General features: G+C 68.9%; 19 protein-coding genes and 1 riboswitch. Of the genes, 18 read left to right on the top strand and 1 reads right to left on the bottom strand.

Translation table 11 applies throughout. The features are described from left to right. Entirely contained in the window at positions 1-1,155 is a 1,155-nt protein-coding gene (locus BM252_RS03110; RefSeq protein WP_174900401.1) for an AraC family transcriptional regulator, read from the top strand. On the opposite strand, the gene BM252_RS31955 is transcribed toward BM252_RS03110, so the two are convergent. Next, complete coding sequence (locus BM252_RS31955; protein WP_093383545.1) at positions 1,152-2,792, bottom strand: methyl-accepting chemotaxis protein; 1,641 nt, start codon at positions 2,790-2,792, stop codon at positions 1,152-1,154. The genes BM252_RS03110 and BM252_RS31955 overlap by 4 nt on opposite strands. 537 nt (positions 2,793-3,329) lie before the next feature. On the opposite strand from BM252_RS31955, the gene BM252_RS03100 reads away from it, so the two are divergent. From BM252_RS03100 to BM252_RS03020, 17 genes are all read left to right on the top strand, one after another. Then, on the top strand, positions 3,330-5,627 hold the full coding sequence (locus tag BM252_RS03100) for a TonB-dependent receptor (RefSeq protein ID WP_174900400.1): 2,298 nt from the start codon (positions 3,330-3,332) through the stop codon (positions 5,625-5,627). A gap of 186 nt (positions 5,628-5,813) precedes the next feature. Then, entirely contained in the window at positions 5,814-7,019 is a 1,206-nt protein-coding gene (locus BM252_RS03095) for a S8 family peptidase (RefSeq protein ID WP_093383540.1), read from the top strand. A gap of 113 nt (positions 7,020-7,132) precedes the next feature. Continuing rightward, positions 7,133-7,358: riboswitch (cobalamin riboswitch) on the top strand. Positions 7,359-7,513: 155 nt separating this feature from the next. Then, entirely contained in the window at positions 7,514-7,711 is a 198-nt protein-coding gene (locus BM252_RS03090) for a CbtB domain-containing protein (RefSeq protein WP_093383538.1), read from the top strand. A 14-nt stretch (positions 7,712-7,725) separates the two neighbouring features. Next, a complete protein-coding gene (locus BM252_RS03085; RefSeq protein WP_093383536.1) occupies positions 7,726-8,604 on the top strand; it encodes a CbtA family protein in 879 nt (292 codons plus the stop codon). Positions 8,605-8,608: 4 nt separating this feature from the next. Continuing rightward, positions 8,609-8,938, top strand: a complete 330-nt coding sequence (locus tag BM252_RS03080) for a (2Fe-2S) ferredoxin domain-containing protein (protein ID WP_093383534.1) — start codon at positions 8,609-8,611, stop codon at positions 8,936-8,938. A gap of 1 nt (position 8,939) precedes the next feature. Next, positions 8,940-13,085: a cobaltochelatase subunit CobN gene (locus tag BM252_RS03075; protein WP_093383531.1), complete on the top strand. Its 4,146-nt coding sequence runs from the start codon at positions 8,940-8,942 to the stop codon at positions 13,083-13,085. 1 nt (position 13,086) lies between these two features. Beyond that, on the top strand, positions 13,087-15,057 hold the full coding sequence (locus BM252_RS03070; RefSeq protein ID WP_093383528.1) for a putative cobaltochelatase: 1,971 nt from the start codon (positions 13,087-13,089) through the stop codon (positions 15,055-15,057). Beyond that, positions 15,054-15,848 carry a uroporphyrinogen-III C-methyltransferase gene (cobA, locus tag BM252_RS03065; RefSeq protein ID WP_093383526.1) on the top strand — a complete coding sequence of 265 codons (795 nt, stop codon included), beginning with the start codon at positions 15,054-15,056 and terminating at the stop codon, positions 15,846-15,848. The genes BM252_RS03070 and cobA overlap by 4 nt, the downstream gene beginning before the upstream one ends. Next, the gene (locus tag BM252_RS03060) at positions 15,845-16,570 is read left to right on the top strand and encodes a cobalt-precorrin-7 (C(5))-methyltransferase (protein ID WP_093383523.1); all 726 of its coding nucleotides are present in this window, start codon (positions 15,845-15,847) and stop codon (positions 16,568-16,570) included. Before cobA ends, BM252_RS03060 begins: the two co-directional genes overlap by 4 nt. Beyond that, a complete protein-coding gene (locus tag BM252_RS03055) occupies positions 16,567-18,174 on the top strand; it encodes a precorrin-8X methylmutase (RefSeq protein WP_093383520.1) in 1,608 nt (535 codons plus the stop codon). Before BM252_RS03060 ends, BM252_RS03055 begins: the two co-directional genes overlap by 4 nt. Next, a complete protein-coding gene (gene cbiD / locus BM252_RS03050; RefSeq protein ID WP_093383517.1) occupies positions 18,161-19,306 on the top strand; it encodes a cobalt-precorrin-5B (C(1))-methyltransferase CbiD in 1,146 nt (381 codons plus the stop codon). The genes BM252_RS03055 and cbiD overlap by 14 nt, the downstream gene beginning before the upstream one ends. Positions 19,307-19,329: 23 nt before the next feature. After that, the gene (cobI, locus tag BM252_RS03045) at positions 19,330-20,052 is read left to right on the top strand and encodes a precorrin-2 C(20)-methyltransferase (RefSeq protein WP_425442257.1); all 723 of its coding nucleotides are present in this window, start codon (positions 19,330-19,332) and stop codon (positions 20,050-20,052) included. Positions 20,053-20,056: 4 nt separating this feature from the next. Then, positions 20,057-20,833, top strand: coding sequence for a precorrin-4 C(11)-methyltransferase (gene cobM, locus BM252_RS03040; RefSeq protein WP_093383514.1), 777 nt, complete (start codon positions 20,057-20,059; stop codon positions 20,831-20,833). Continuing rightward, the gene (locus tag BM252_RS03035; RefSeq protein WP_093383512.1) at positions 20,830-21,612 is read left to right on the top strand and encodes a cobalamin biosynthesis protein; all 783 of its coding nucleotides are present in this window, start codon (positions 20,830-20,832) and stop codon (positions 21,610-21,612) included. Before cobM ends, BM252_RS03035 begins: the two co-directional genes overlap by 4 nt. Then, positions 21,609-23,183: a precorrin-3B C(17)-methyltransferase gene (gene cobJ / locus BM252_RS03030; RefSeq protein WP_093383510.1), complete on the top strand. Its 1,575-nt coding sequence runs from the start codon at positions 21,609-21,611 to the stop codon at positions 23,181-23,183. The genes BM252_RS03035 and cobJ overlap by 4 nt, the downstream gene beginning before the upstream one ends. Before the next feature lie 2 nt (positions 23,184-23,185). Further along, positions 23,186-24,289, top strand: coding sequence for a CobW family GTP-binding protein (locus tag BM252_RS03025; RefSeq protein WP_093384193.1), 1,104 nt, complete (start codon positions 23,186-23,188; stop codon positions 24,287-24,289). A gap of 47 nt (positions 24,290-24,336) precedes the next feature. Then, on the top strand, positions 24,337-24,912 hold the full coding sequence (locus BM252_RS03020) for a HupE/UreJ family protein (protein WP_093383507.1): 576 nt from the start codon (positions 24,337-24,339) through the stop codon (positions 24,910-24,912). The last annotated feature ends 27 nt before the right edge of the window (positions 24,913-24,939 follow it).

The raw sequence follows: 24,939 nt of genomic DNA, 5'->3' as shown, positions 1-24,939 counted from the left end.
GTGTTAGCGCGCCCGGCGGCGCCCGCCGGCGCGGCCGGCGCGGACGCCGACGTCGTCCAGCCGGGCCAGCTGGCCCGGGTCTATCCCGGCCACGCCATCGCCTTTCTCACCGAGATCCTGCAACAGCACGGCCAGGCGCCGCAGCTGTCGCTGGCCGGCAGCGGCATCGACCCGGCGACGATCTACATGCCCTCGTCGCGCTTTTCCGTCGCGCAGATCCTCGCCGTCATCGGCAACGTGCCGCGCGGCTGGAGCGGCATCGCCTTCCAGGTCGGCCTGCGCTTCCACGTCAGCGCCTGCGGCGTGTACGGCTACGCGCTGTTGAGCAGCCCGGACCGCGACAGCCTGGTCGGCGTGGTGCAGCGCTACAACGGCCTGGTCGACCCGCTGGTCATGCTGCACTACGTCGGCACGGCGCGCCAGCCGATGTGGGGCTTGACGCCGGTGCTGGCCTGCGCGCCGACCGACGCGCTGTACCGGTTCGCCATGGAGATGAAGCTGGCCAGCATGCTGACGGTGATGCGCGATCTGTACGGCGAGGCCTTCCGCTTCCGCCGCATCCGCCTGCGCTATCCGGCGCCGGCCAACGCCGCCGACTACCGCCGCATCTTCGCTTGCGAGATCGAGTTCGACTGCGCCGCCAACGACGTCAGCTTCGGCCGTCTGGCGGCGACGGCGAAGCGGGCCTCCGACCCGATCACCCACGCCATGATGCTCGAGCTGTGCGAGCAGAGCTTCCAGCAGATCAACAGCGGCACCAGCGTGTCCGGCCTGGTGTTGACGATCCTGATGGAGCGCCAGGGCGCCTTTCCCAACATCGAGCAGACGGCGCGGGCGCTGCAACTGAGCTGCCGCACGCTGCGCCGCCGGCTCGACGCCGAGGGCACCTCGTTCAGCAAGATCCTGCTGCGGCACCGCATGCAGCTGGCGCTCAGCTACCTGCGCACCAGCGAACTGAGCAACGAGGAGATCGCCGGCCGCCTCGGCTACAGCGACGCGCACAACTTCCGCCGCGCCTTCCTGTCCTGGGCCGGCACGGCGCCGGCGCATTTCCGCCAGCTCGGCCGCGCCCGCCGCGGCGGCGGGCGGCCCGCGCCCGTGCCCGCGCCCGTGCCCGCACCCTTGCCCGGCCCGGCCGGGCTGGGCGCCGGCTAAGCCAGCGCCAAGCGCGGCGCCGCCGTCTGGCCATGCCGCGCCGCGCCGCTGGCGGCCGGCGCCGGCGCCGCGACGGCGTGCTCGCCGGCCAGTTGGAACACGCTGACCAGTCCGGCCAGATGGGCGGCCTCGTGGCGCAGCGCGTCGGCCGCCGCCGCCGCCTCCTCGACCTGGGCGGCGTTCTGCTGCGTCACCACGTCCATCTCGACGATGGCCCGGTTGATCTGTTCGATGCCGGCCTCCTGTTCGCCGCCGGCCGAGCTGATCTGCGCCATGATGGCGCTGACCCGCTTGACGCTGTCGACCAGGCCGGTCATGGTGGTGCCGGCCTGCTGCACCTGGGCGCTGCCGTTGCCGACCTTGAGCACCGAGTCCTCGATCAAGCTCTTGATGTCGCGCGCCGCGCTGGCCGAGCGCTGCGCCAGGTTGCGCACCTCGCTGGCGACGACGGCGAAGCCACGGCCCTGCTCGCCGGCTCGCGCCGCCTCGACGGCCGCGTTCAGGGCCAGGATGTTGGTTTGGAAGGCGATGCCGTCGATCACGCCGATGATGTCGGCGATTTTCTTGGACGAGGCGTCGATCGCCGCCATCGTGCCGATCACCTCGGCGACGATGCCGCCGCCGCGCACCGCCACCTCCTCGGCGGTGGCGGCCAGGCCGGCGGCCTGGCGCGCGTACTCGCCGTTCTGTTTGACGGTGGCGGTCAGTTGCTCCATCGACGAGGCGGTCTGCTCCAGCGCGCCGGCCTGCAGCTCGGTGCGCTGCGACAGGTCCAGGTTGCCACGGGCGATCTCGTCGGAGGCGCCGGCCACGCTGACCGTGCCGCCGCGCACCTCGCGGACGATGGCGGCCAGGCGGCCGCGCATGGTGTCGATGCTGAACAACAGGCTGCTGTTGTCGCGCGGGTGCAGGCGCACCTCGACCGCCAGGTCGCCGGCGGCGATGCGGTCGGTGATGTGGGCGGCGTAGCCGGGCTCGCCGCCGAGCTGGCGCAGCAGGGAGCGCACGATGTAGCCGTTGCACACCAGCGACAGGATGATCGAGCACAGCGTCAGCGCGGCGCCGCCCAGGATCGCCCGGTCGCTGCGCGCGCGGATGGCCGCGCCGCTCTCGTCGATCAGGGCTTGCTGGCGCTGCGCCAGCTGGTCCATGACGGCCAGATAGCTGGCCACCGCCGCCGCGAAGTCGCGGTCGAAGAGTTGCCGGGCCTGCTCGAGATTGCCGGCGGCCTTGGCGGCCAGGGCGATGTCGCGCGCCTTGCGGTAGGCCAGGCGTCGCTGCAGCGCTTCGGCGAACAGCGCCTTGGCCGACGGATCGACCAGGCCTGCCGCCAGCGCGGACTGGATGCGCGACGCCGCCACGGTACTGTTGGTAATGCCGTCCTCGAAGAACCGTTGCACGGCGGGGTCGTCGCTCTTGGCCGCCGCCAGCGTGCGCTGGACGTTGTTCTGGATAATCGCCTTCCAATCGGCGATCAGGCGCTCGTTGCGCAGCCGGTCGCCGAGCAAATGGGCGGTGTCGGCCTTGATGCGGTCCAGGCTGAACCAATTGACCAGGCCGATCAAGAGGAGGAAGACGAGGGTGCTGCCGAAGCCGATCAATAATCGGTTGCGGACTTTTAAGTCGGCGAAGCGCATGGCGATTCCTTCATGGTGAGAGGGTAATGGCATGCGGGGAGGGGGCATTCGTGCTTGTCGGGATCGAATGGCGGGGCCGTTGTGGGAGGCCGCCGCCCGCTGATGGACACCAACATGGTAGCAAGTGACTTTTCTTTAAGCAATATTCATGCCGTCAGGATACTAAAACTTTCCTTTTAATATCTATTGTCTGCACTCTGGGGCCGCCCCGGCGTAGTGCCCGCGCCATCCACCGCGCGCCTCGGAATGGTGCAACTGGGGCGGCTGCGCCAAATTGGTGTATATCAAGTGTGCCAAAATGGTGCGGAAGCGTAGCGGGCGCCGATGCCGACGGCTGCGGCAGGTGCCCGGAGGATTTCAATCATGCAAGTTTGTTTCTCTTCGTGGGCAAGCCAGGTATGGTTGCCTGTACTTTTCCGCGCCGTCCGCCCATTTGCAAAACAATGCTGCCAAGCTGGTCCCGGGCCGCATACAATGCCGCCGCGCCAACTGTACCCGCGCAACAAAAACACGATAACAATATTTGAGGGAGTACTGATGGGTAAGCATTTGATTGGCCATGGCGCCTTGGTGGTGTTGTCGCTCGGCGTGATCTGCGCGGCGCAGGCGCAAGTGTCGGCGCCAGCGCCGCAGGCCGGCGGCGGTGCCAACTCGGAAAAGATCGAGCGGGTCGAAGTGACCGCCACCCGCGCCGCCAACACCGTCGACGTGCAGAAGGTGCCGGCCGCCGTCACCGTGCTCAAGCCCGAGAGCCTGGCCAAGTTCGGCCTGGGCAACCTGAGCGACATCGCCAGCCTGGTGCCGGCCATGAGCGTGCAGGAGCAGGCCCCGGGCGTCAACAACATCACCATGCGCGGCCTGGTGGTGCGCGGCATCGTGCCGTCGGAGATCCAGGACGCGTCGCTGGTGGCGGTGTATGTCGACGACATGCCGGTGACGCTGAAGTCCGGCAATCCCGACCTGAAGGTGCTGGACCTGGAGCGCATCGAGGTGCTGCAGGGGCCGCAGGGCACGCTGTTCGGCGCCGGCGCGATGGCCGGCGCGGTGCGCCAGATCACCCAAAAGCCGGACACCAACGAGCTGTTCGGCTCGGTCGAGGCGGTCGGCTCGCGCACCTCCGGCTTCGGCGGCAACAACCACAATCTGCGCGGCATGCTCAACCTGCCGCTGAAGAGCGAAGTGCTGGGCCTGCGCCTGACCGGCTACACCGGCAACGATTCCGGCTACATCCGGAACGCGCTGACGGGCGCCACCACCAACGCCGTCTCGACCAACCAGGGCCGCGCCGCTATGCGCCTGCGCGCCTCGGCCGACTTGCTGGTGGACGCCAGCGTGACCGCTTCCAACGTCAAAGGCGGCGTCAACGACGCCTACGCCGGCCTGGCGCCGTTCACCACCATCGCCTTGCTGCCACAAACCAGCAACGACAATCTGCAACTGTACAACCTGGCGCTGAGCTACGACCTGGGCCGCGCCCAGCTGGTCTCGTCGACCTCCTACCTGCACCGCGACACCCTGTACCTGACCTCGGCGCAGTATCCGGCCACCGCCTTCATCTTCGGCGGCAAGGCGCCGCTGATGCCGGCCGCCTACACCATCGGCAACGCGGTGACCGACTTCGCCCAGGAGTTCCGCCTCAACTCGAAGGACGCCGGGCCCTTGAAGTGGACCGCCGGCGCCTTCTTCGAGAGCGGCAAGCGGGCCACGCGCCAGGACGAGCCGACCGCCGGCTTCGACGCGCGCTTTGCCGCCACGCACAACTTCCCCGGCTACAACTCGCAGAGCAACGACCTGGCCTTCGGCCCGGACGACTTCTTCTCCGGCCTGCAACACGCCAAGTCGCGCCAGGCGGCCCTGTTCGCCGAGGCCACCTATACCGTGTGGGACAAGCTCGACCTGACCGCCGGCCTGCGCCTGTTCCGTGGCACGCAGGACTTCGACCTGCGCTTCACCGGCCTGTTCGGCAACCTGGTCGGCGCCAGCCCGGCGGTGCCGGTCGGCACCCCCGAGGAGAGCCGCAGCAGCGCCACGGCGCAGGGCGCCAACCCGCGCTTCGCCGCCGCCTACCATGTTGACGCCGAGCATCTGCTGTACGCCGCCGCCGGCAAGGGCTTCCGCTACGGCGGCAACAACCAGCCGGTGCCGTTCAACTTCTGCGGCGTCAACGCGCCGTCCACCTTCGCCCCGGACAGCCTGTGGAACTACGAGCTCGGCTCGAAGAACACCCTGCTCGACCGGCGCATGACGCTCAACGTCAGCGCCTACCTGATCGAGTGGAGCGACGTGCAGGTGTTCAACAAGCTGCCCTGCACCTATTACTTCACGCAGAACGCCGGCAAGCTGCGCAGCCAGGGCGTGGAGCTGGAGACGGCGTTCAAGCTGACGCGCCGCGCCTCGCTCGGCCTGAGCGCCTCCTACAACGACGCCTACGCCAAGCACACGGTGTTGACCGGCATCGCCGCGCAGAACATCCCGGCCGGCAGCCGCACGCCGTACGCGCCGCATGTCGCAGCCAGCGCGACGTTCAGCTACGCCGTGCCGGTGCGGGACACGGACGAGATCGGCATTTCCGCCAGCTACGCCTACCGTGGCAAGGCCTACACCAATTTTGCCAAGGAGCAGGGCGGCTACTCGGAGATTCCGTCGTCGAACACCGTCAACGCCACCGTGACCTATAAAACGCGCGGCTACGAGCTGGGCCTGTTCGGCAGCAACCTGAGCAACGGCAACAAGGTCAACGACGTGACGACCAACGGCATCGCCATCCAACCGGGCGACACCTTGTTCATGGCGCGTCCGCGCACCATCGGCCTGCGGATGAAGGCGCGTTTCTGATTGTCTCGGAGGCAAGTTCGTCGTGGCCATGCTGGGCGACCCGGAACTGGCCTGACGAATCCACCGCGTCGGCGCGCAACTGTGCGCTCGCGCAAAGCCTGCGGGCGCCAGCTGCGTAGCATGGATCGGTCAGTTTGTTGACAACCGATTCCTTCCAGCACAGTGCGATTCCTACAGGAGAAGAAAATGAAATCCGATTTCATCGTTTTGCGCCGCGAACCCTCACCCACCCGCGACCAGTTGTGGGGCGGGCCGGTGGCCGGCGTGCTCGGCATGCCCATGGCGCAGGCCGGCGCGCCCGGCCTGAACGTCACCGCCGAGGTCAACAACGTCGAGCGCAAGGAGGTGCGCCTGATCGCGGCGCAGGCCGACACGGTGGCGGTGGCGCCGGTGATGCCGATGCGGCTGATCGCGCCGGTGTCGTCGGAGAGCGTGACCGGCGCCAGCGCCCAGGTCGCCTGGGGCCTGCCGGCGGTCGGCGCCGACACCTCGCCGTTCGACGGCGACGGCATCGTGGTGGCCATCCTCGACACCGGCATCGACGCCAACCACGCCGCCTTCGCCGGCGTCGAGCTGGTGCAGCGGGACTTCACCGGCGAGGGCGACGGCGACGGCCACGGCCACGGCACCCACTGCGCCGGCATCGCCTTCGGCCGCCCGGTCGGCGGCGTGCCGATCGGCGTGGCGCCGGGCGTCAAGAAGGCGCTGATCGGCAAGGTGCTCGACAGCCAGGGCAGCGGCTCGAGCGACAACATCGTCCAGGCGATCCTGTGGGCGGTCGACGAGGGTGCCAACATCATCTCCATGTCGCTGGGGATGGACTTCCCCGGCTACGTCAAGGCCCTGGTCGACTCCGGCATGCCGGCCGACCTGGCCACCTCGCGCGCGCTGGAGGGCTACCGCGCCAGCACGCGCCTGTTCGACAGCCTGTCGGCGCTGATCAGCGCGCACGAGTTGAGCGCCCAGGCGACCATCGTGGTGGCCGCCGGCGGCAACGAGAGCAAGCGCAAGATCGATCCGGACTACGAGGTGGCGGTGGCGCCGCCGGCGGTGGCGCAGGGCATCCTGTCGGTGGGCGCGCTGGGCCAGCACGGCGCCCGGTTCGAGGTGGCCAACTTCTCCAACACCGGCGTCAACGTCAGCGCGCCGGGCGTCAACATCGTGTCGGCGGCGGCCGGCGGCGGCCTGCGCGCGATGAGCGGCACCAGCATGGCCACGCCCTGCGTGGCCGGGGTGGCGGCGCTGTGGGCGCAGAAGCTGAACCAGGCGGGCCGGCTGAACGGCTTCCAGCTGATGTCCAAGCTGGCCGGCATGGCGAGCACGGCCGGCATGGTCGACGGCTCGGACCCGTTCGACTTCGGCGCCGGACTGGTGCGCTGCCCGCAGGAGTAAGCAACTGAGAGCCACCGAGAGCCACCGGGGGCGGCGGGGGGGCGGCCGGCCGGCGCCGCCCGCTTCGGTTGGAATTGTCTTGCCAGTCAAGGGTTTCGTGAATACAATCGCAACCTTGCAACATTGTTTCAGGTCCTGCCCGGATGATCGTCCGGGTGGTGAAATGGGAAGCCGGTAAGTTTTTCGACGAAAAACAATTCCGGCACTGCCCCCGCAACGGTATTTGAATCGAAAACCCGCATTACGCCACTGTGTTCAACCATGGGAAGGCGCGGGTTTTGATCTCCCCAGGGAGATCGCTTCAAGAGTCCGGAGACCAGCCTGAAACTGAACATAAACGTTTGTATCGCGGAGGGCGATCCAGGTGGTTTGCAGCGTTGCGCACCCACATTTGTTGGTCCTCCCGGTATAGATCCCTGTTCCAGTCCCGCTCGCCGCGCGCGTTTTTTCGTCGTGCCGTCCAGGCTGGTATTTGTGCTTTCTGGAAGGACATCATGTCAATTCACGCCTCCGCCGTCGTCGATCACACCTCCGCCCCAGCCACGTCCGTCGCCAAGGACAAAGTCCTGCCGGCCCTGTTCGCCAGCGCGCTGGCCGTCGCCCTGCTGTACGGCGCCGCCTTCTCGCCGATGGAGGCGCTGCACAACGCCGCCCACGACGGGCGCCACTCGGCGGGCTTCCCGTGCCATTGAAGCAAAGCGATCGCATGACGAAGACCAGTCCTTTCAACCGCATCGTGCGCACGGCGGTGGCCGCCGGGCTGCTGTCCGGCCTGGTGCTGACCGGCCTGCAAAGCCTGCAGGTGGCGCCGATCATCCTGCAGGCCGAGACCTACGAGGACGCGCAGGCGAAGGCCGAGCTCAAGCCTGCGGCGGACGCCGCCATCGCCGCGCCGCAGCAGCATGCCGACGGTGTGCAGGAACTCAAGGCGGAGGTCGCGCACGAGCACCCCGCCGCAGAGGCGCACGAGCATGTGGCCTCCGCTGTGCACGAACACGGCGCCGCAGCTGGGCACGCGCACGGTTCGGTGGGCGCGCAAGCGCACGCCGGGCCGGTCGAGCACGAGCACGGCCACGAGCACGGCGGCTGGAAGCCGGAGAACGGCGCCGAGCGCACCTTCTTCAGCGCGCTGGCCAACATCAGCATGGCGGTGGCCTTCGGCCTGTTGCTCAGCGCCGCGATGACGCTGCGCGGCGTTAGCCACGGTTGGCGCGGCGCGCTGTTGTGGGGCGCGGCCGGCTACGCCGTGTTCTTCCTGGCGCCGTCGCTGGGCCTGCCGCCGGAGGTGCCGGGCACCGCCGCCGCGCCGCTCGGCGCGCGTCAAGTGTGGTGGCTGCTGACCGTGGCCGCCACGGCCGGCGGCCTGGCGCTGCTGGCGCTGGCGCCGCGTTGGCCGCTCAAGCTGGCCGGTGTGGCCATGCTGCTGGTGCCGCATCTGGTCGGCGCGCCGCAACCGCTGGTGCACGCCAGCGCCGCGCCGGCCGAGCTGGCGCAGTCCTTCATCTACGCCACCGCCTTCGCCAACGCCGTGTTCTGGTTGGCGCTGGGCGCGCTGTCCGGCTTCTTCTTCAAGAAATTCAACTGAGCGCATGAGAACCCACACACGCCACGTGTTCATGTGCGTGGGGCCGCGCTGCACCGAAAACGGTGAGCGCGCCCAGGCCATGTTCGAATTGATGGGCGAGAAGATCGACGCCTTGCCGGAACTCCGCGTGAAGCGCACCCGCACCCATTGCATGGTCGCCTGCCGCGCGCAGGGGCCGGTGCTGGTGGTCTACCCGGAGGGCGTTTGGTACAACCGCGTCGACGAGGCGGCGGTCGAGCGCATCGTCACCGAGCACCTGCTCGGCGATGAAGAAGTCACCGATTTGATTTTCCATCGCCTAGGCGAAGGCGACACCTGTCCAGCGGAAGAATAAGATGTCCGAAACACCAGCAGGCCAGGCGCAGATTGTTCTGCTTACCCACGCCTCGAACGACCTGACCGTATTGCACCACGCGCTGGCCCAGCTGCCGCCGCAGTTCCCCTCCCTGAACGGCATCAATTTGCAGCCGCTGTCCAGCGACAGCGAGATGACGGCGCTGCTGGCCGGCGAGTTGTCGGCCGCCCGCGTCGTCATCCTGCGCGTGCTGGGGCGGCTCGGCAGCGTACCGGGCGTGGCCGAGCTGGTGGGCCAGGCGCGCCGCCGGGGCGTCCACCTGATCGCCATCAGCGGCACCGGCGAGGCCGACCCCGAGCTGGCGGCCGTGTCGACGGTGGCGCCGGACGTGCTGCGCCACTGCCTCGAATACTTCCAGGCCGGCGGCAGCGCCAACCTGGCCCAGTTGCTGCGCTACCTGTCCGACCATCTGTTGTTGACCGGCTTCGGCTTCGAGCCGGCCCACAAGCTGCCCGAGCACGGCATTTACCATCCCGACCTGGCGCCCGGCGCGGACACGGCCGACTGGCTGGCCATGCGCGCGGCCGACAAACCCAGCGTGGGCATCGTCTTCTACCGCGCCCACTGGATGAGCGGGAACACCCGCTTCGTCGACGCCATGCTCGACGCGCTGGAAAAGCGCGGCATGAACGTGCTGCCGGTGTTCACCTCGTCGCTGCGCGCCGGGGCGGACGAGGCGGGCGCGCTACCGAGCGCCTTGCGCTACTTCCGTGGCGCCGAGGGCACGCTGGTCGACGTGCTGATCAACACCACCTCCTTCGCCATGGGCGAAATCACCGCCGGCGGCTCGACCCCGGCCGGCTGGTCGGTCGGCGTGCTGGAGACGCTCAACGTGCCGGTGCTGCAAGCGATCACCAGCGGCATGACGCTGGCGCAGTGGCAGCAGTCGGCGCGCGGCATGAATCCGCTGGACGCGGCGATGAACGTGGTGCTGCCCGAGTTCGACGGCCGCATCATCACCGTGCCCATCTCGTTCAAGGCGCGCGCGGCGGGCATGCCGAGCGAGGTGATCGAGTACGAGCCGGTGTTCGAGCGGGTGGCGCGGGTGGCCGGCATCGCCGCGCGCTTCGCCCAGCTGCGCCGGACGCCGAACGCGAGCAAGCGGGTCGCCTTCATGTTCACCAATTCGAGCAGCAAGGCCTCGCAGATCGGCAACGCGGTCGGGCTGGACGCGCCGGCCTCGTTGATGCGCATACTGGAGGCGATGCGCCTGGCCGGCTACGACGTCGGCACGCTGCCGAAGGACGGCACGACGCTGATTCACGAGCTGGTGGCGCGCTGCTCCTACGACAATATCTATCTGAGCGCCGAGCAGCTGGCCAACGCGGCGGGAAGGGTGCCGACGGCGCAGTACGCCGGGTGGTTCGCCGATCTGCCGGAGGACATGCGCAAGCGGATGGTGGCGCAGTGGGGCGAGGCGCCGGGCGAGGCCTACTTCCACGACGGCCATCTGGCGCTGGCCGGCATCGAGCTGGGCAACACCTTCGTCGCGCTGCAACCGCCGCGCGGCTACGGCATGGACCCGGACGCGATCTACCATCAGCCGGACCTGCCGCCGACCCACCACTATTACGCGCTGTACCGCTGGCTGCGCGAGGAGTGGCGCGCCGACGCCATCGTCCACGTCGGCAAGCACGGCACCATGGAGTGGTTGCCGGGGAAGGGCGTCGGGCTGTCGGAGAACTGCTTCCCGGACGCGCTGTTGGGCGATCTGCCGTTGTTCTACCCGTTTATCATCAACGATCCGGGCGAAGGTTCGCAGGCCAAGCGGCGCGCCCACGCGGTGGTGGTCGACCATTTGACGCCGCCGATGACCACCGCCGACACCTACGGCGCGCTGGCCCAGCTGACGCAGCTGGTGGACGAGTATTATCAGGTCGAGGTGCTCGACCCGTCCAAGCTGCCCTTGTTGCAGCAGCAGATTTGGGAGCTGGTCAAGCAGACCAATTTGGACGCGGATTTGCAGGCGCGCTTGCTGCATCACGATCATGACCACGAGGGTGGGCACGATCATGGCCATGACCACGGCCACGCGCACGCGCACGCGCACGACCATGGACACGACCATGGCCATCACGGTCATGACCACGATCACGACCATGACCATGAACACGAAGGCGAATTGCCGGCGGCCTTGGCGGCGATGGGCGGCTCCGATGTCGCCCACTTGATCGAGGATTTGGACGGCTATCTGTGCGAACTGGGCTCGGCCCAGATCCGCGACGGCCTGCACATCCTGGGACGCGGCCCGGATCACGAACAGCTGCCGGACATGCTGGTCTCGCTGACCCGCCTGCCGAATCAGGACGTGCCCGGCTTGCAGGAGGAAGTCGCCCGCCTGTTCGGGTTTGACTTGACCATGCTGCTCGAACAGAAGGGCCGCCGCGTCAACGTGGTGCCTTCGCTGGCCCGCATCGCCGAGCGCGCAGTGGTCACGCGCGCCGACGCGCTCGAAGCGATCGACAGCCTGTGCCTGAAGCTGTTCGTCGAGCTGCGCGAATCCGAGTACGCCGCCGAACGCATCGACGCCGTCCTGGATCAAGTGTTCGGCCAGCTCGATGCCGACGACGCCATCGCCAAGCCTTTGCTTCAGCCGGCCATGCGAACCGGCGGCGGCACCTTGCTGGCACAAATGGGAAAACCGCGCGCCATACTGCCGGCACGTCCTGCGGCAGCGCTCAAGACGGTGCCCATCGCCGTGGTCCAGACCGCAGGCGACCGCGCCAGCCGCTTCAAGGCGCTGCGCAGCGTGCTCGGCTTCGCCTGCCGCGAGCTGGTGCCGAACCTGGCCCTGGCTACCGACGAAATCGACAACCTGCTCAACGGCCTGTCCGGCCAGTATGTGCCGGCCGGTCCGAACGGTTCGCCCAGCCGTGGCATGGCGCACATCCTGCCGACCGGGCGCAATTTCTACTCGGTCGATCCGCGCAGCGTGCCGTCGCAGTCGGCCTGGCGCGTCGGCCTACAACTGGCGCACGAGGTGCTGACGCGCCACGAGCGCGAGACCGGCGCCTATCCGGAGAGTGTGGCGATCAGCATCTGGGGCACCAGCGCGATGCGCACCCACGGCGACGACGTGGCGCAGATCCTGGCGCTGCTGGGCGTGCGCCCGGTCTGGCGCGCCGAGAACCGGCAGGTCAGCGGCGTCGAGGTGATCCCACTGGAGGAGTTGAAGCGTCCGCGCATCGACGTGACGACCCGCATCAGCGGCTTCTTCCGCGACGCCTTCCCGCAGCTGATCGACCTGATCGACGAGGCCGTCAACACGGTGATCCAACTGGACGAGCCGTTGACGCACAACTTCGTGCGCAAGCACTATCTGGCCGAGCTGGGCGACTGGATCGGCCAGGGACTGCCGCAGGAGGAAGCGGAACAGCGCGCCGCCTACCGGGTGTTCGGCGCCAAGCCGGGCAGCTATGGCGCCGGCATCCTGCCGCTGATCCAGCACAAGAACTGGGAGACCGACGCCGACTTCGCCGAGGCCTACGTCAACTGGGGCGGCTACGCCTACGCGCGCGGCGCGCAGGGCGTGGACCAGCGCGACGCCTTCAAGCTGCGCCTGTCCGGCGTGGAGGTGGCGCTGCACAACCAGGACAACCGCGAACACGACATCTTCGACAGTGACGACTACCTGCAATTCCACGGCGGGATGATCGCCACCATCCGCGCCCTGAGTGGACAGCAGCCGCGCCATTATTTCGGCGACAGCCACGATCCGGCGCGGGCGCAGGTGCGCGACTTGAAGGAAGAGACGCTGCGGGTGTTCCGCTCGCGCGTGGTCAACCCGAAATGGCTGAACAGCATACAGCGCCACGGTTACAAGGGCGGCCTGGAGCTGACCGCCACGGTCGACTATCTATTCGGTTACGACGCCACGGCGCAGGTGATGGACGATTGGATGTACGAGGACGTGGCGCAAGCCTACGGTTTCGACCCGCAGATGCAGCAGTTCCTACAGGAGGCCAATCCGTGGGCGCAGAACGCCATCGCCGAGCGCCTGCTGGAGGCGGCCGGCCGTGGCATGTGGAAGGCGCCGCGCCCGGAGACGCTGGAGCGGCTGCGCGAGCTGTACTTGAATAGTGAAACCCTGTTGGAGGCGCGCGGCGAGACGCCGCGCAATGGATAAGATGAGAAGCACGAATTTCCCGTTCGCGGCCGTGGTCGGCCAACCCAAGCTGCAAACGGCGCTGCTGTTGTGCGCGGTGGACCCCAGCATGGGCGGCGTGCTGATACGCGGCGACAAGGGCACGGCCAAGAGCACCGCCGCGCGCGCGCTGGCGGACATCCTGCCGCGCATCGACCGCGTCGCCGGCTGCGCCTTCAACTGCACCGGCGCGGCGCCGAGCGAGCATTGCGAGGTCTGCCGCGCCGACGGCGCCACGGCCGGCCTGACCGCCGTGCCCTTCGTCACGCTGCCGCTGGGCGCCACCGAGGACCGCGTGCTGGGCAGCCTGGATGTGGCCAGCGCCTTGCGGGGCGGCGGCAAGCTGTTCCAGGCCGGCCTGCTGGCCTCGGCGCATCGCGGCATTTTGTACATCGACGAGGTGAACCTGTTGGCCGACCATCTGGTCGACGTGCTGCTCGACGTGGCGGCGATGGGCGTCAACTCGGTGCAGCGCGAGGGCCTGTCGATACGCCACCCGGCCCGCTTCACCTTGATCGGCACGATGAATCTGGAGGAGGGCGACCTGCGCCCGCAATTGCTGGACCGCTTCGCCTTGATGGTGGAAGTGGCGGCGCCGCGCGACAAGGCGGTGCGCTCCGAGGTGGTGCGCCGCCGCATCGCCTACGAGGCCGATCCCTTGGCCTACGCTGCGGCGTGGCAGCGGCAGCAGGACGCGCTCAACGCTCAACTGGCGACGGCGCAAGCGCTGCTACCGCAGGTGGAGCTGGACGACGCCATGCTCGATCTGATCAGTCACCTGTGCTGCGAGTTCGAGGTGGCCAGCCTGCGCGCCGACATCGTCATGCACAAGGCGGCGCGCGCCTTGGCGGCGCTGGACGGCCGCTTGAAGGTGACGCCGGCCGATCTGCGCAGCGCCGCCGAGCTGGTGCTGCCGCACCGTCGCCGCCGCAAGCCGTTTGAACAACCGGGTCTGGACCAGGACAAGCTGGACGACTTGATGAACCAGGCGCAGAAGCAAGCTGAACAACAGGAACAACAGGAACAACAGGCACAAGGGCAGGGCGACGACTCCAGCGACGGCGAGGCCGAGGACGAGCACGACCACGACGACGAGGCGGCGCGGTCCCCGGCGAACGACGAGCAGGAACAGGCGGAACAGCTGTTCGCCAGCGGCGCCAGCGGCGCCGCGCCCCATCTGACGGTGGCGGCCAGCTCCAGCATCGGCCGCAACGCCATGGGCCGGCGCAGCGACGCCGCCAACGCCGTGCGCGGCCGCGTGGTGCGCGCCGTACCGGACGAGAATCCGAGCAGTCTGGCGGTCGGCGCGACGCTGCGCAGCGCGGCGCTGCGCGACCCGGGCAATTTCAACGTGACCAAGGCCGACCTGCACCAGCAGATCCGCGTCGGCAAGAGCGCCAACCTGATCCTGTTCGTGGTGGACGCCTCCGGCTCGATGGCGGCGCAGCGGCGCATGGAGGCAGTCAAGGGCACCGTGCTGGCGCTGCTGACGGACGCCTACCAGCGCCGCGACGAGGTGGCGGTGATCTCCTTCCGAGGCCAGTCGGCCCAACTGCTGCTGGCGCCGACACGCAGCGTGGAGCGCGCCGAGCAGGGCCTGAGCCAGCTGCCGACCGGCGGCCGCACGCCGCTGCCGCACGCCATGCAGCTGGCGTTGGAGACGCTGGGACGCGGCGCGAACCACGCGCCGCCGCTGCTGGTGCTGCTCACCGACGGCAAGGCCAACGTGGCGCTGGCCGAGGGCGGCGACCCTTGGCGCGAAACGCTGGCCATGGCCGAGCTGCTGGCCGAACGCGGCGTGCCGGCGCTGGTGCTCGACACCGAGACCGGCTACCTCAAGCTGGGCCGCGCGGCGCAGCTGGCGCAGACCTTGGGCGCGGAGTGCCTGACGCTGGAGCAGCTATCGGCCGACAATCTGGTGCTGACCATCCGCGCCCGACTGGGGGCAGTATGAAGCCGGGCAGAGTCTATTTGATCGGCGCCGGCCCCGGCGACCCGGAACTGATGACGCTGAAGGCCGTGCGCCTGCTCGGCGAGGCGCAGGTGGTGCTGCTCGACGCGCTGGTCAACCGCGAGGTGCTGCGCTTTGTCGCGCCCGGCGCGCAGGTGGTCGAGGTGGGCAAGCGTGGCGGCCGCCATTCGGCCACGCAGGAAGAAATCCAACAGCAGATGCTGGAGCACGCGCTGACCGGCAAGACGGTGGCGCGGCTGAAGGGCGGCGACCCCTTCATGTTCGGCCGTGGCGGCGAGGAGGTGCAGTGCCTGCAGGCGGCCGGCGTCGAGGTCGAGGTGGTCAGCGGCATCACCAGCGGCATGGCCGTGCCGGCGGCGCTGGGCATTCCGGTGACGCACCGCGACCACGCCCGCAGCGTGACCTTCCTGACCGGCCACGGCTGCAACGACACGCCGCCCAACTGGGCCGGCCTGGTGGCGGCCGGCGGCACGCTGGTGATCTATATGGGTGTGGCCAAGCTGCCCGGCATCACGGAACAACTACTGGCGGCCGGCATGCCGCCGACGCGGCCGGCCGCCGTCATCCAGAACGGCACGCTGCCGCAGCAACGCTGCGTGGCGGCGCCGCTGGGCCAGCTGGCCGAGCGGGTGCGCCTGTCCGGCATCGGCAGCCCGGCCATCGTCATCATCGGCGACGTGGTCGGCGTGGCAGCGCAACTGCAATCGCAGCTGACATCGCAGCTAAAACGGCAAGCGCCGCAGCAAGAACAATTCGAGGAGCAGTTTGTATGATTATTTGTATCGGTGCCGGTCCCGGCGATGTGGCTTACTTGACCCAACGCGGCGCGCAATTGATACGCGACGCCGACGTGGTGGCCGGCTTTGACGCCGTGTTGAACGTGGTGCGCAGCCTGATTCCGGCCGAGGCCCAGGTCATCACCATGGGCTACCGCGACCAGGTCGCCAAGCTCGACGAGGTGGCCGTCGAACACCACGCCGGTAAGAAATGCGTGGTGGTCTTCATGGGCGACATCCACTTCAGCGGTTTCCAATACTTGGAGCGGGTGGAGCGCGCCTGCGGCCATCCGGTCGAGTCGCTGCCGGGGATTTCGTCGGCGCAGATCCTGGCCTCGCGCACCAAGGTGTGCTTCGACGAGACCACCTTCGTCACCTTCCACCGGCGCGGCGACCTGACGCCGTTCAAGCGCCATCTGGTGCATGTGCTGGAGGACCAGCGCAACGCCATCGTGATTCCTTGTCCGTGGGACGAGGCGCGCTCCTTCATGCCCTGGCATATCGCCGCCTATTTGATCGAGCAGGGCATCCCGCCCGAGCACCGGGTCGAGGTGTGGGAAAACCTGACCCGGGGCGAGGCCGAATGGCACGGCAGCCTGGCCGAGTGCGCCGAGCACCGCTGCTCGGACATGAGCATCATGTTGATCCGCACGCTGGCGCCGATGGCCAGCCAGATCGAGGCGGCGCCGGGCCAAGCTGAAACGGCGCCGGCAAAATGAGCGGCGGTCAAATCAGTACCGCCGTGAACGCCAGCGCGGCGCCGGTCAAATCCGGCATCGTCGTCGCCGGCCACGGCAGCCGCGATCCGGACGCCGTGCGCGAATTCGAGGCGCTGGTGGAACTGGTGCGGGCGCGCGCGCCGCAGGACGTGGTCACCCATGGTTATCTGGAGTTCTCCAGCCCGACCATCGCCGAGGCGGTGACGGCCAACCTGGCCGCCGGCACGCGCCAGTTGGCCGTGGTGCCGGGCGTGCTGCTGGCGGCGCGCCATGCCAAGAACGACATGCCGGCCGAAATGCAGGCGATGGCGCGCGACTATCCCGAGATCGATTTCCACTTCGGCGCGCCGCTGAACCTGCATCCCAAGCTGCTGCAGCTAGCGCAGGAGCGCATCGTCGAGGCCGAGGGTACTTCCTCGGCCACGGTGCGCCGCGCCGACACCTGCCTGGTGCTGGTCGGCCGTGGCACCACCGACCCGGACGCCAACGGCGAGGTGTCCAAGCTGGCGCGCATGCTGGAGGAGGGCATGGGCTTCGGCGGCGTCTACGTCTGCTATTCCGGCACCGCCACGCCGTTGGTGGCGGACGGGCTGCGCGCCGCCGCCCGCATGGGTTTCGCCCGCCTGGTGGTGCTGCCGTTCTTCCTGTTCGACGGCGTGCTGGTCAAGCGCATCTACGCGGCGGCCGACGAGCTGGCCGAGCGCGAGCCGGCCGTCGAGGTGCTCAAGGCCGGCTACTTCGGCGTGCATCCGCTGCTGGCCGACGTGATGATCGAACGCGCCCGCGAGGCCGTCGCCGGCCGCGCCGCGATGAACTGCTCGCTGTGCAAGTACCGCGTGCAAATCGTCGGCTTCGAGCAGCAGGTGGGCGAGCCGCAGCGCGCCCACCACATGGCCGTGCGCGGCCTGCTGGCGCAGGATGGCGCCGCCAATGTGCCGGCCGCTTCGGAGCGCTTCGCCGCCTACGTGCCGCATCCGATCGAGGCGGAGAGCTTCGAGATCATCGCCGCCGGGCGCGACTGGGCGCCGTTCCCGGTCGAGCAGTTGACGGTGTTGCAACGGCTGGTGCACACCAGCGGCGACTTCAACGCCGTCGACGACATGTACTTCTCGCCGGGCGCGGTGGAGATCGGCATCCGCGCGCTGTTGCGCTGCAAGCGCGTGCTGACCGACGTGACGATGGTGCAGACCGGCCTGAAACGCGCGCTGCTCGAACAACTGGGCGTGGACACCTGGTGCGGCGTGCACGACCGCGAGACGCATCTGATGTCCGAAGCGCTGGGCATCACCCGCTCGGCGGCCGGCATCCGCCGTGGCTTTGAAAAGTACGGCAACGACGTGGTGGTGGCGATCGGCGACGCGCCGACCGCCATCGCCGAGGCGGTGCGGCTGATCCGCGACCATGGCTGGCGCCCGCAACTGGTGATCGGCCTGCCGGTCGGTTTTGTCGGCACGCGGGAAACCAAGGAACTGCTGCGGCGCTGTCTGCAAGTGCCGCGCATCACCAACAGCGGCACGCGCGGCGGTTCGCCGTGGGCCGCCAGCGTGGTCAACGGCATGATGATCGACGCCGTCAACCAGCTCGCCGGGTATGCGCCTGGCTGAACGCAGCGAATTCGACCTGAGCTTGCTGGCCCTGAACGGCCTGCGGCGCGGGCGCACCACGGGCAGCTGCGCGACGGCGGCGGTGAAGGCGGCGCTACACCTGCTGCTGTTGGACGAGCGGCAGGAGCGCGTCGCCGTCACGCTGCCCGACGGCGCGCACTATTTGATGGTGCCGATCCAGCGGGTGGACGCGATGGAAGGCGGCGCGCGCGCCGAGGTGCTGAAGGACGGCGGCGACGATCCGGACAACACGCACGGCTCGACGATCTTCGCCGAGGTGCGGCGCAACGACGTGAACGCGGTGCGCTTCTTCGCCGGACGCGGCGTGGGCACGGCGACTTTGCCGGGCCTGCGCGTGGCGGTCGGCGAGCCGGCGATCAACCCTGTGCCGCGCCAGATGATGCGGCGGGCGGTGGCCGAGGTGCTCGACGAGGCGCCGGCCGAGGCGCAGAACACGGGCTTCGACCTGACCATCGGCTGCGAGGAGGGCGAAGTCATCGCCCGCAAGACCTTCAATCCACGGCTGGGCATCCTGGGAGGGATCTCGATCCTCGGCACCTCGGGCATCGTCGAGCCGATGTCGCTGTCGACCTGGATCGCATCCATCGAAGTGTATGTGCGGGTGGCGCTGGCCGACCACGCGCCCAGCGTGGCCTACCTGCCGGGGAAGATCGGGCGCGAGTATGCCAAGGACGTGCTGTGCATGCCGGAACGGCGCACGGTGCAGATCGCCAACTTCCTCGGCGACGCGCTCGACTTCACCGAGACGGCGCTGCGGCAGGAAGGCCGCGAGCTGGAGGTGCTGTGGCTGGCCGGCCATCCGGGCAAGCTGGCCAAGGTGTTGGACGGCGTGTGGGACACGCATTCGAGCAAAAGCAGTATGGCGATGGCGGGCGTGGCCCGCGTCGCGGCGCAGTGTGGATATGCGCCCCATTTGGTGCAAGAGATAGAGCAGGCAAACACAGTGGAAGCAGCAATGGAAAGAATGAAGAATGAAGCGGGTGCGCGCGATCTGTGGGTCGAGATCGAGCGGCGCGTCGGCCAGTTGGCGCACGCCCGCGTGCCGTCGGTGCGGCGGCTGGAGGTGCGCCTGTTCGACCTGGCCGGTAACTCGCTGGGAGCGGACGCTTGAGCGCCGCGCCGAAGGAAGTGGCGATGCCCGGCATGTTCTGGGGCGTCGGCGTTGGTCCCGGCCCGGCGGGCTATGTGCCGCTGGCGGCGCTGGAGGCGCTGCGCGAGGCCGACTTGATCTACGCGCCACGGGCGCGCGGCATCGAGACCTCGGTCGCCTTGCAGTGTTTGGCCGGCGTCGAGATCGACGCGGCCAAGCTGCGCGACATCGAATTCAATATGGACCCGGACCGCTCGGTGCTCAGCGAGCACTACGCGCAGCTGGGCGAGCAGATCGCCGCCGAGCTGCGCGCCGGCCGCAACGTGGCCTACCTGACCATCGGCGATTCGCTGACCTATTCGACCTACGGCTATGTGCTGGCGGCCTTGCAGGCGCGCCTGCCGGAGCTGCGCCAGCGCACCTTCCCCGGCATCACCAGCTACGCCGCCGCCGCGTCGGCCTTGTCCTGGCCGCTGGGCGAGGGCAAGGAGCGCGTGCTGATCCTGCCGTGCCCGGAGACGGCCGAGGAGCTGCGCCGCGACATCGAGACGCACGACATTGTGGTGCTGATGAAGATCGGCCAGCGCCTGCCGTGGGTGCTGGCGCTGCTGCGCGAGATGGGCATCGCCCAACACTGCGCCTTCGCCCGCCGCATCGGCCTGCCTGGCGAGATGCTCGCTTCCGGTCTGGACGACCTGGTGGCGCAGGACGCCATGGGATATTTGGCCACCATGCTGGTGCGCCGCGCTTCACGAGAGGAACGATAAGCATATGAAGGTCTACTTTATTGGCGCCGGCCCCGGCGCCGCCGACTTGATCACCCTGCGCGGCGCGCGCCTGCTGGGCCGCGTCGACATGGTGCTGTACGCCGGCTCGCTGGTGCCGACCGACATGCTGCAGCACTGCCGCGCCGACGCCGAACTGATCGACACGGCCCAGCTGGACCTGGAGCAGCAGCAGGCCTGCTACCTGCGCGCCAAGGCGACGAACAGCGACGTGGTGCGGCTGCATTCGGGCGACCCGGCCATCTACGGCGCCACGGCGGAGCAGATGCGCCGGCTCGACGCGCTGGGCATCGACTACGAGATCGTGCCGGGCGTGTCCTCGTTCACGGCGGCGGCCGCCGCCATCAAGTCCGAGCTGACCAAGCCGGAGGTGTCGCAATCGGTGATTTTGACCCGGGTGTCCGGCCGCGCCTCTGCGGTGCCGGAGCTGGAGTCGATCGCCCGGCTGGCCGAGCACCGCGCGACGATGTGCATCTTCCTGTCCGGTCCGCACCTGAAGAAGATCGTCGCCGATTTGTCGCTGCACTATCCGCAGGAGACGCCGGTGTCGCTGGTCTACCGCGCCAGTTGGCCGGAGCAGAAGATCTATCAGGGCACGTTGGGCACGGTGCTGCAGGATACCAAGCGCGGCGCCTGGAACTTGACGACGATGATGCTGGTCGGCGCGGCGCTGGGCAAGGAGGCCGCCGCCGAATCGAGCCTGTACTCGAAGGACTTCACCCACCTGTTCCGGGTGGTGAAAAAGACCAAGGCGGCGGCGTGAGCGAGCCGGAGCAGGGGTCTGCGACGGCAGCGCCGCTCGGCGTCTGGCTGGTGCGGCCCGAGGGCGAGGACCTGGCCGCCTGTCTGCACGAGCGGCTGGGCGGGCAGGTGTACCGGCCCTGGCTGCAAGCGGATGTGGCGCAGAAGGCGCAGTTCGCCGCCGCCTACCGCCAGCACGCGCAGTGGGTGATGGTGGCGGCCAGCGGCATCGCCGTGCGCTTCCTCGACGGTCTGCCGCAGGATAAGCACAGCGACCCGGCCGTGGTGGTGTTGGACGAGGCGGGCCGCTTCGCCGTGTCGCTGCTGGCCGGCCACGAGGGCGGCGCCAACGCGCTGGCCTACCGCGTCGCCGCCGTTGTCGGCGCGGTGCCGGTGGTGACCACGGCGACCGAGGCGCTCAAGTCGCTGGTGGTGGGCATCGGCTGCCGCAAGGGCGTGCCGGCCGAACGCATCGAGGCGGCCGTGCGGCTGGCCCTTGGCGACTACGCCATCGGCGACGTGCGCGAGGTGGCGACGGTGGACCTGAAGGCCAACGAGCCTGGTCTGCTGGACTTTTGCGCGCAGCACAATCTGCCGCTGCGGGTGTTCGCCCGCGAGACCTTGGCGGCGCGGCCCTGGGTCAGCCAGCCGTCGGCCTGGGTCAAACAGAATGTGGGACTCGACGGAGTTTGCGAGCCCTGCGCCCTGGTGGCCAGTCCGCGCGGGCGCCTGCTGGTTCCAAAAACAAGCCTGGACGGCGTCGCCGTCGCAGTGGTTCAAGATCAATGGATGGAAATATGAGTGGTGTACTGAATTTGGTGTCGGTCGGGCCGGGATATGAGGACTTGATCGCGCCGCGCGCCGTCGCGGCGCTGGAGAGCAGCGACGTGATCGTCGCCTACGAGTTGTATCTGCGCTGGATCGGCCCACATATCGAGGGCAAGGAGATCCATTCGCCGCCGCTGACGCAGGAGCGCGAGCGCGCCTTGCTGGCGATCGAGAAGGCGCGCGGCGGCGCCACCGTGTCGCTGATCTCCAGTGGCGACATCGGCATCTACGCGATGGCCGCGCTGGCCTTCGAGGAAATGAGCGAGGACGACACCTACCAGGTCAACGTGATCCCGGGGATCACCTCGGCCAACGCCTGCGCCTCGCTGCTTGGCTCGCCGCTGTCGCACGATTTCGCCACGCTCAGCTTGTCCGACCTGCTGTGCCCGTGGGAGTGGATCGAGCACCGCGCCCGCCACATCGCCCAGGCCGACCTGGCCTGCGTGATGTACAACGTGCAAAGCGCCGGCCGCCAGCAGGGCGTCTACCGCGTGCTGCAGCTGATGCTCGAATCGAAGGCGCCGCATACCCTTTGCGGCGTGGTGAAGAACGCCTATCGGCCGGGCCAGCAGGTCAGCATCCACCGTTTGGACGAGCTGCCGTCGCTGCAGTTCGACATGCTGACCACCATCGTGGTCGGCAACCGCTTCACCAAGCGCAAGCGCGGCAGCATCTACACGCCGCGCGGCTACAACGACTGGTCGCTGCCGGAAGGCGCGCCGCTGGTGCCGACCGCGCCGCGTGATGCGATGCCGGACGACGCGGCCTGGGTCTTCTCCGGCACCAGTGACGGCAACGCGCTGGCGGCCGAACTGGCGGCCGAGTTGGGCGCCACCGTCGGTCGCAAGGTGGTGGTGTCGGCGGCGACGGAGCACGGCGGCGCGCTGGCCTTGAAGGACTGCCCGGGCGTGACCGTGTGGGCCGGCCGGCAGGGTGTGGAGGCGCGCCGGCAGGCGCTGGGCGCCAGCCGCGCGCGGGTGCTGGTCGACGCCACGCATCCTTTCGCCAGCAGCATGTCCGAGCAGTTGATGGGACTGTCGCGCGAGCTGGGCATTCCATATGTGCGCTTCGAGCGCGCCAGCGAGTTCGACGCCGCCGACGGCGCCCTGTGCGCCACGCCGCAGTTGGCCGCCGAACGGGCCATCGCCAGCGGCCAGCGCATCTTCCTGGCCACCGGGTCGAAGGATCTGGCCACCTTCCTGCAGGCCCCGGGCGCGGCCGACAAGCAGTGGTTCGTGCGCTTGACGGCAGAGCCGGAATTCATCCAGCGCGCCATCGCGCTGGGCGTGCCGCGCGAGCGCATCTGCGCCATGCAGGGGCCGTTCTCGGCCGAGTTCAACACGGCGCTATGGCGCGACTGGGGCATCGACTGCGTGGTGAGCAAGGACTCCGGCGGCGCCGGCGGCTACCGCGCCAAGGCCGACGCCGCGCGCGCGCTGGGCATTGCGCTGGTGGTGGTGGCGCGGCCGCAGTTGGCGTATCCCTCGCTGGCCGGCAGCAGCGCCGAGGTGCTGGCGCAGTTGAAGGCGGTGGGCGCAGCATGAACATGAAGAAGCTGATCCCGGTGACCATCGTCACCGGTTTCCTCGGCTCGGGCAAGACCACCTTGTTGCGCGGGCTGATCGAGCGGCGCCAAACGCGACGCCTGGCGATCCTCATCAACGAGTTCGGCGAGATCTCCATCGACAGCACCTTGGTGCGCGACGGCGCGGTGGGCGACGACGAGGTGCGCATCCACGACTTCGCCGACGGTCTGATCGCCTACGGTGAGGACGAGCAGTTCGTGCCGACCATGCTGGCCATCGCGGCGCGGCGCGCCAACGTCGACCACGTGCTGATCGAAACCTCCGGCCTGGCGCTGCCGTCGGCGGTGATGGAGCAGCTGCAAGGCGCGGCGCTGGCCGACGACTTCATCCTCGACGCCACCATCGCCGTGGTCGACACGCCGCTGCTGCTGTCCGACCAGTTCGAGCACGCCGCCGGCGTCAACCCGGTGGCCGCGATGTTCGAGCGCCAGCTGGAGTCGGCCGACGTGGTGGTGCTCAACAAGGTCGACGAGCTGGACGACGAGCAGCTGCTGCTGGCCGAGACGCGGGTGCGCCTGCGCGCGCCGAACGTGCGCTTCCTCGAGCTGGCGCGGCGGGCGCAGCTGGATATTCGTCTGGCGCTGGGCCTGCGGCTGCATCAGCCGACCCGCACCGAGCACGAGCACGCCTACACCTTGCTGCCGGCGATGCCGGGGCCGCAGACCGGCGTGCTGGCCAGCCAGAGCCGCTTGAACGGCCACGCCCACTCGGGCCTGGGCGCGCACAGCCACGGTCTGGCCACGCACAAGCATTTCCACGAGCAGGACCCGGGCTGGCAGTCGTTTGTGCTGCGCAGCGATGCGCCGCAGAGCAGCGCGACGCTGGCGGCGGCGCTGCGCGAGGCGGCGATGGCCGAGCCCATCCTGCGCAGCAAGGGTTTCGCGCAGACCGGCGAGGGGCAGGGCGCCTTGCTGGTGCAGGGCGTGCGCGCGCGCATCGACATCAAGGCCGACGCCGCGCGGCCGGCCGGCAAGCGCTCGGAGCTGGTGTTCATCGGCTACCACGTGAGCCGCAGCAAGGTTGCCGCGCTGTTGACGGAGTTGACCGGCAGCAGCTGGCGCTAGAGTTTAGTTATTTCGCACCTATTCATTTTTCTTTAAGGAGTACCTTTATGTATGCAAAAACGTATCGTTGGCTGGGCTTGGCGGCGCTGGCCGTGGCCGGTGTCGCGCAGGCCCATCCGGGCCATGCCGAGGGCGCGCTGGCCGGCCTGATGCACCCGTTCATGGGTTGGGACCACCTGCTGGCGATGTTCGCCGTCGGCGTCTGGGCGGCGCAACTGGGCGGCCGGGCACAGTGGTTGCTACCGGTGAGCTTTGTCGCCTGCCTGACCGTGGGCGCCGGCATGGCGACCAGCGGCCTGGTCATGCCGATGGTGGAGGGCGGTATCGCCGCCTCCGTGCTGTTGCTGGGCGTGCTGATCGCCATGGCGGTGGCCGTGCCGAGTGCGCTGGGCGCGGCCATGGTCGGCCTGTTCGCCTTGTTCCACGGCTACGCCCACGGCATGGAAATGCCGGCGATGAGCACGCCGTGGCAGTACGCCGCCGGCTTCGTCGCCGCCAGCATGTTGTTGCACGGTATGGGTGTCGGCTTCGGCGCCGCGCTGCGCCGCCGCGACCTGTGGCTGCGCGCCGCCGGCGCCGTGGTGTTGATGGCGGGCGGTTGGATGAGCGCCGGCGTGGTGTAAGCCATGGCCTGCCGCCACATCGTTGCT

Origin of the sequence: Rugamonas rubra, assembly GCF_900114705.1 — a bacterium.
In the GTDB taxonomy this organism is placed as follows: domain Bacteria; phylum Pseudomonadota; class Gammaproteobacteria; order Burkholderiales; family Burkholderiaceae_D; genus Rugamonas; species Rugamonas rubra.
Note: the sequence above shows the minus strand (reverse complement) of the source record. Positions and strands in the feature narration are given on the sequence as shown.

What these genes read in the sequence shown, in the direction of transcription:
- cobJ (WP_093383510.1), top strand. Translation starts at nt 21,609, where the DNA reads ATGAGTGGTGTACTGAATTTGGTGTCGGTCGGGCCGGGATATGAGGAC.
- BM252_RS03080 (WP_093383534.1), top strand. Translation starts at nt 8,609, where the DNA reads ATGAGAACCCACACACGCCACGTGTTCATGTGCGTGGGGCCGCGCTGC.
- BM252_RS03090 (WP_093383538.1), top strand. Translation starts at nt 7,514, where the DNA reads ATGTCAATTCACGCCTCCGCCGTCGTCGATCACACCTCCGCCCCAGCC.
- BM252_RS03085 (WP_093383536.1), top strand. Translation starts at nt 7,726, where the DNA reads ATGACGAAGACCAGTCCTTTCAACCGCATCGTGCGCACGGCGGTGGCC.
- cobM (WP_093383514.1), top strand. Translation starts at nt 20,057, where the DNA reads ATGAAGGTCTACTTTATTGGCGCCGGCCCCGGCGCCGCCGACTTGATC.
- BM252_RS03100 (WP_174900400.1), top strand. Translation starts at nt 3,330, where the DNA reads ATGGGTAAGCATTTGATTGGCCATGGCGCCTTGGTGGTGTTGTCGCTC.
- BM252_RS03075 (WP_093383531.1), top strand. Translation starts at nt 8,940, where the DNA reads ATGTCCGAAACACCAGCAGGCCAGGCGCAGATTGTTCTGCTTACCCAC.
- BM252_RS03055 (WP_093383520.1), top strand. Translation starts at nt 16,567, where the DNA reads ATGAGCGGCGGTCAAATCAGTACCGCCGTGAACGCCAGCGCGGCGCCG.
- BM252_RS03070 (WP_093383528.1), top strand. Translation starts at nt 13,087, where the DNA reads ATGAGAAGCACGAATTTCCCGTTCGCGGCCGTGGTCGGCCAACCCAAG.
- BM252_RS03025 (WP_093384193.1), top strand. Translation starts at nt 23,186, where the DNA reads ATGAAGAAGCTGATCCCGGTGACCATCGTCACCGGTTTCCTCGGCTCG.
- cobI (WP_425442257.1), top strand. Translation starts at nt 19,330, where the DNA reads ATGCCCGGCATGTTCTGGGGCGTCGGCGTTGGTCCCGGCCCGGCGGGC.
- cbiD (WP_093383517.1), top strand. Translation starts at nt 18,161, where the DNA reads ATGCGCCTGGCTGAACGCAGCGAATTCGACCTGAGCTTGCTGGCCCTG.
- BM252_RS03060 (WP_093383523.1), top strand. Translation starts at nt 15,845, where the DNA reads ATGATTATTTGTATCGGTGCCGGTCCCGGCGATGTGGCTTACTTGACC.
- cobA (WP_093383526.1), top strand. Translation starts at nt 15,054, where the DNA reads ATGAAGCCGGGCAGAGTCTATTTGATCGGCGCCGGCCCCGGCGACCCG.
- BM252_RS03020 (WP_093383507.1), top strand. Translation starts at nt 24,337, where the DNA reads ATGTATGCAAAAACGTATCGTTGGCTGGGCTTGGCGGCGCTGGCCGTG.
- BM252_RS03095 (WP_093383540.1), top strand. Translation starts at nt 5,814, where the DNA reads ATGAAATCCGATTTCATCGTTTTGCGCCGCGAACCCTCACCCACCCGC.
- BM252_RS31955 (WP_093383545.1), bottom strand. Translation starts at nt 2,792, where the DNA reads ATGCGCTTCGCCGACTTAAAAGTCCGCAACCGATTATTGATCGGCTTC.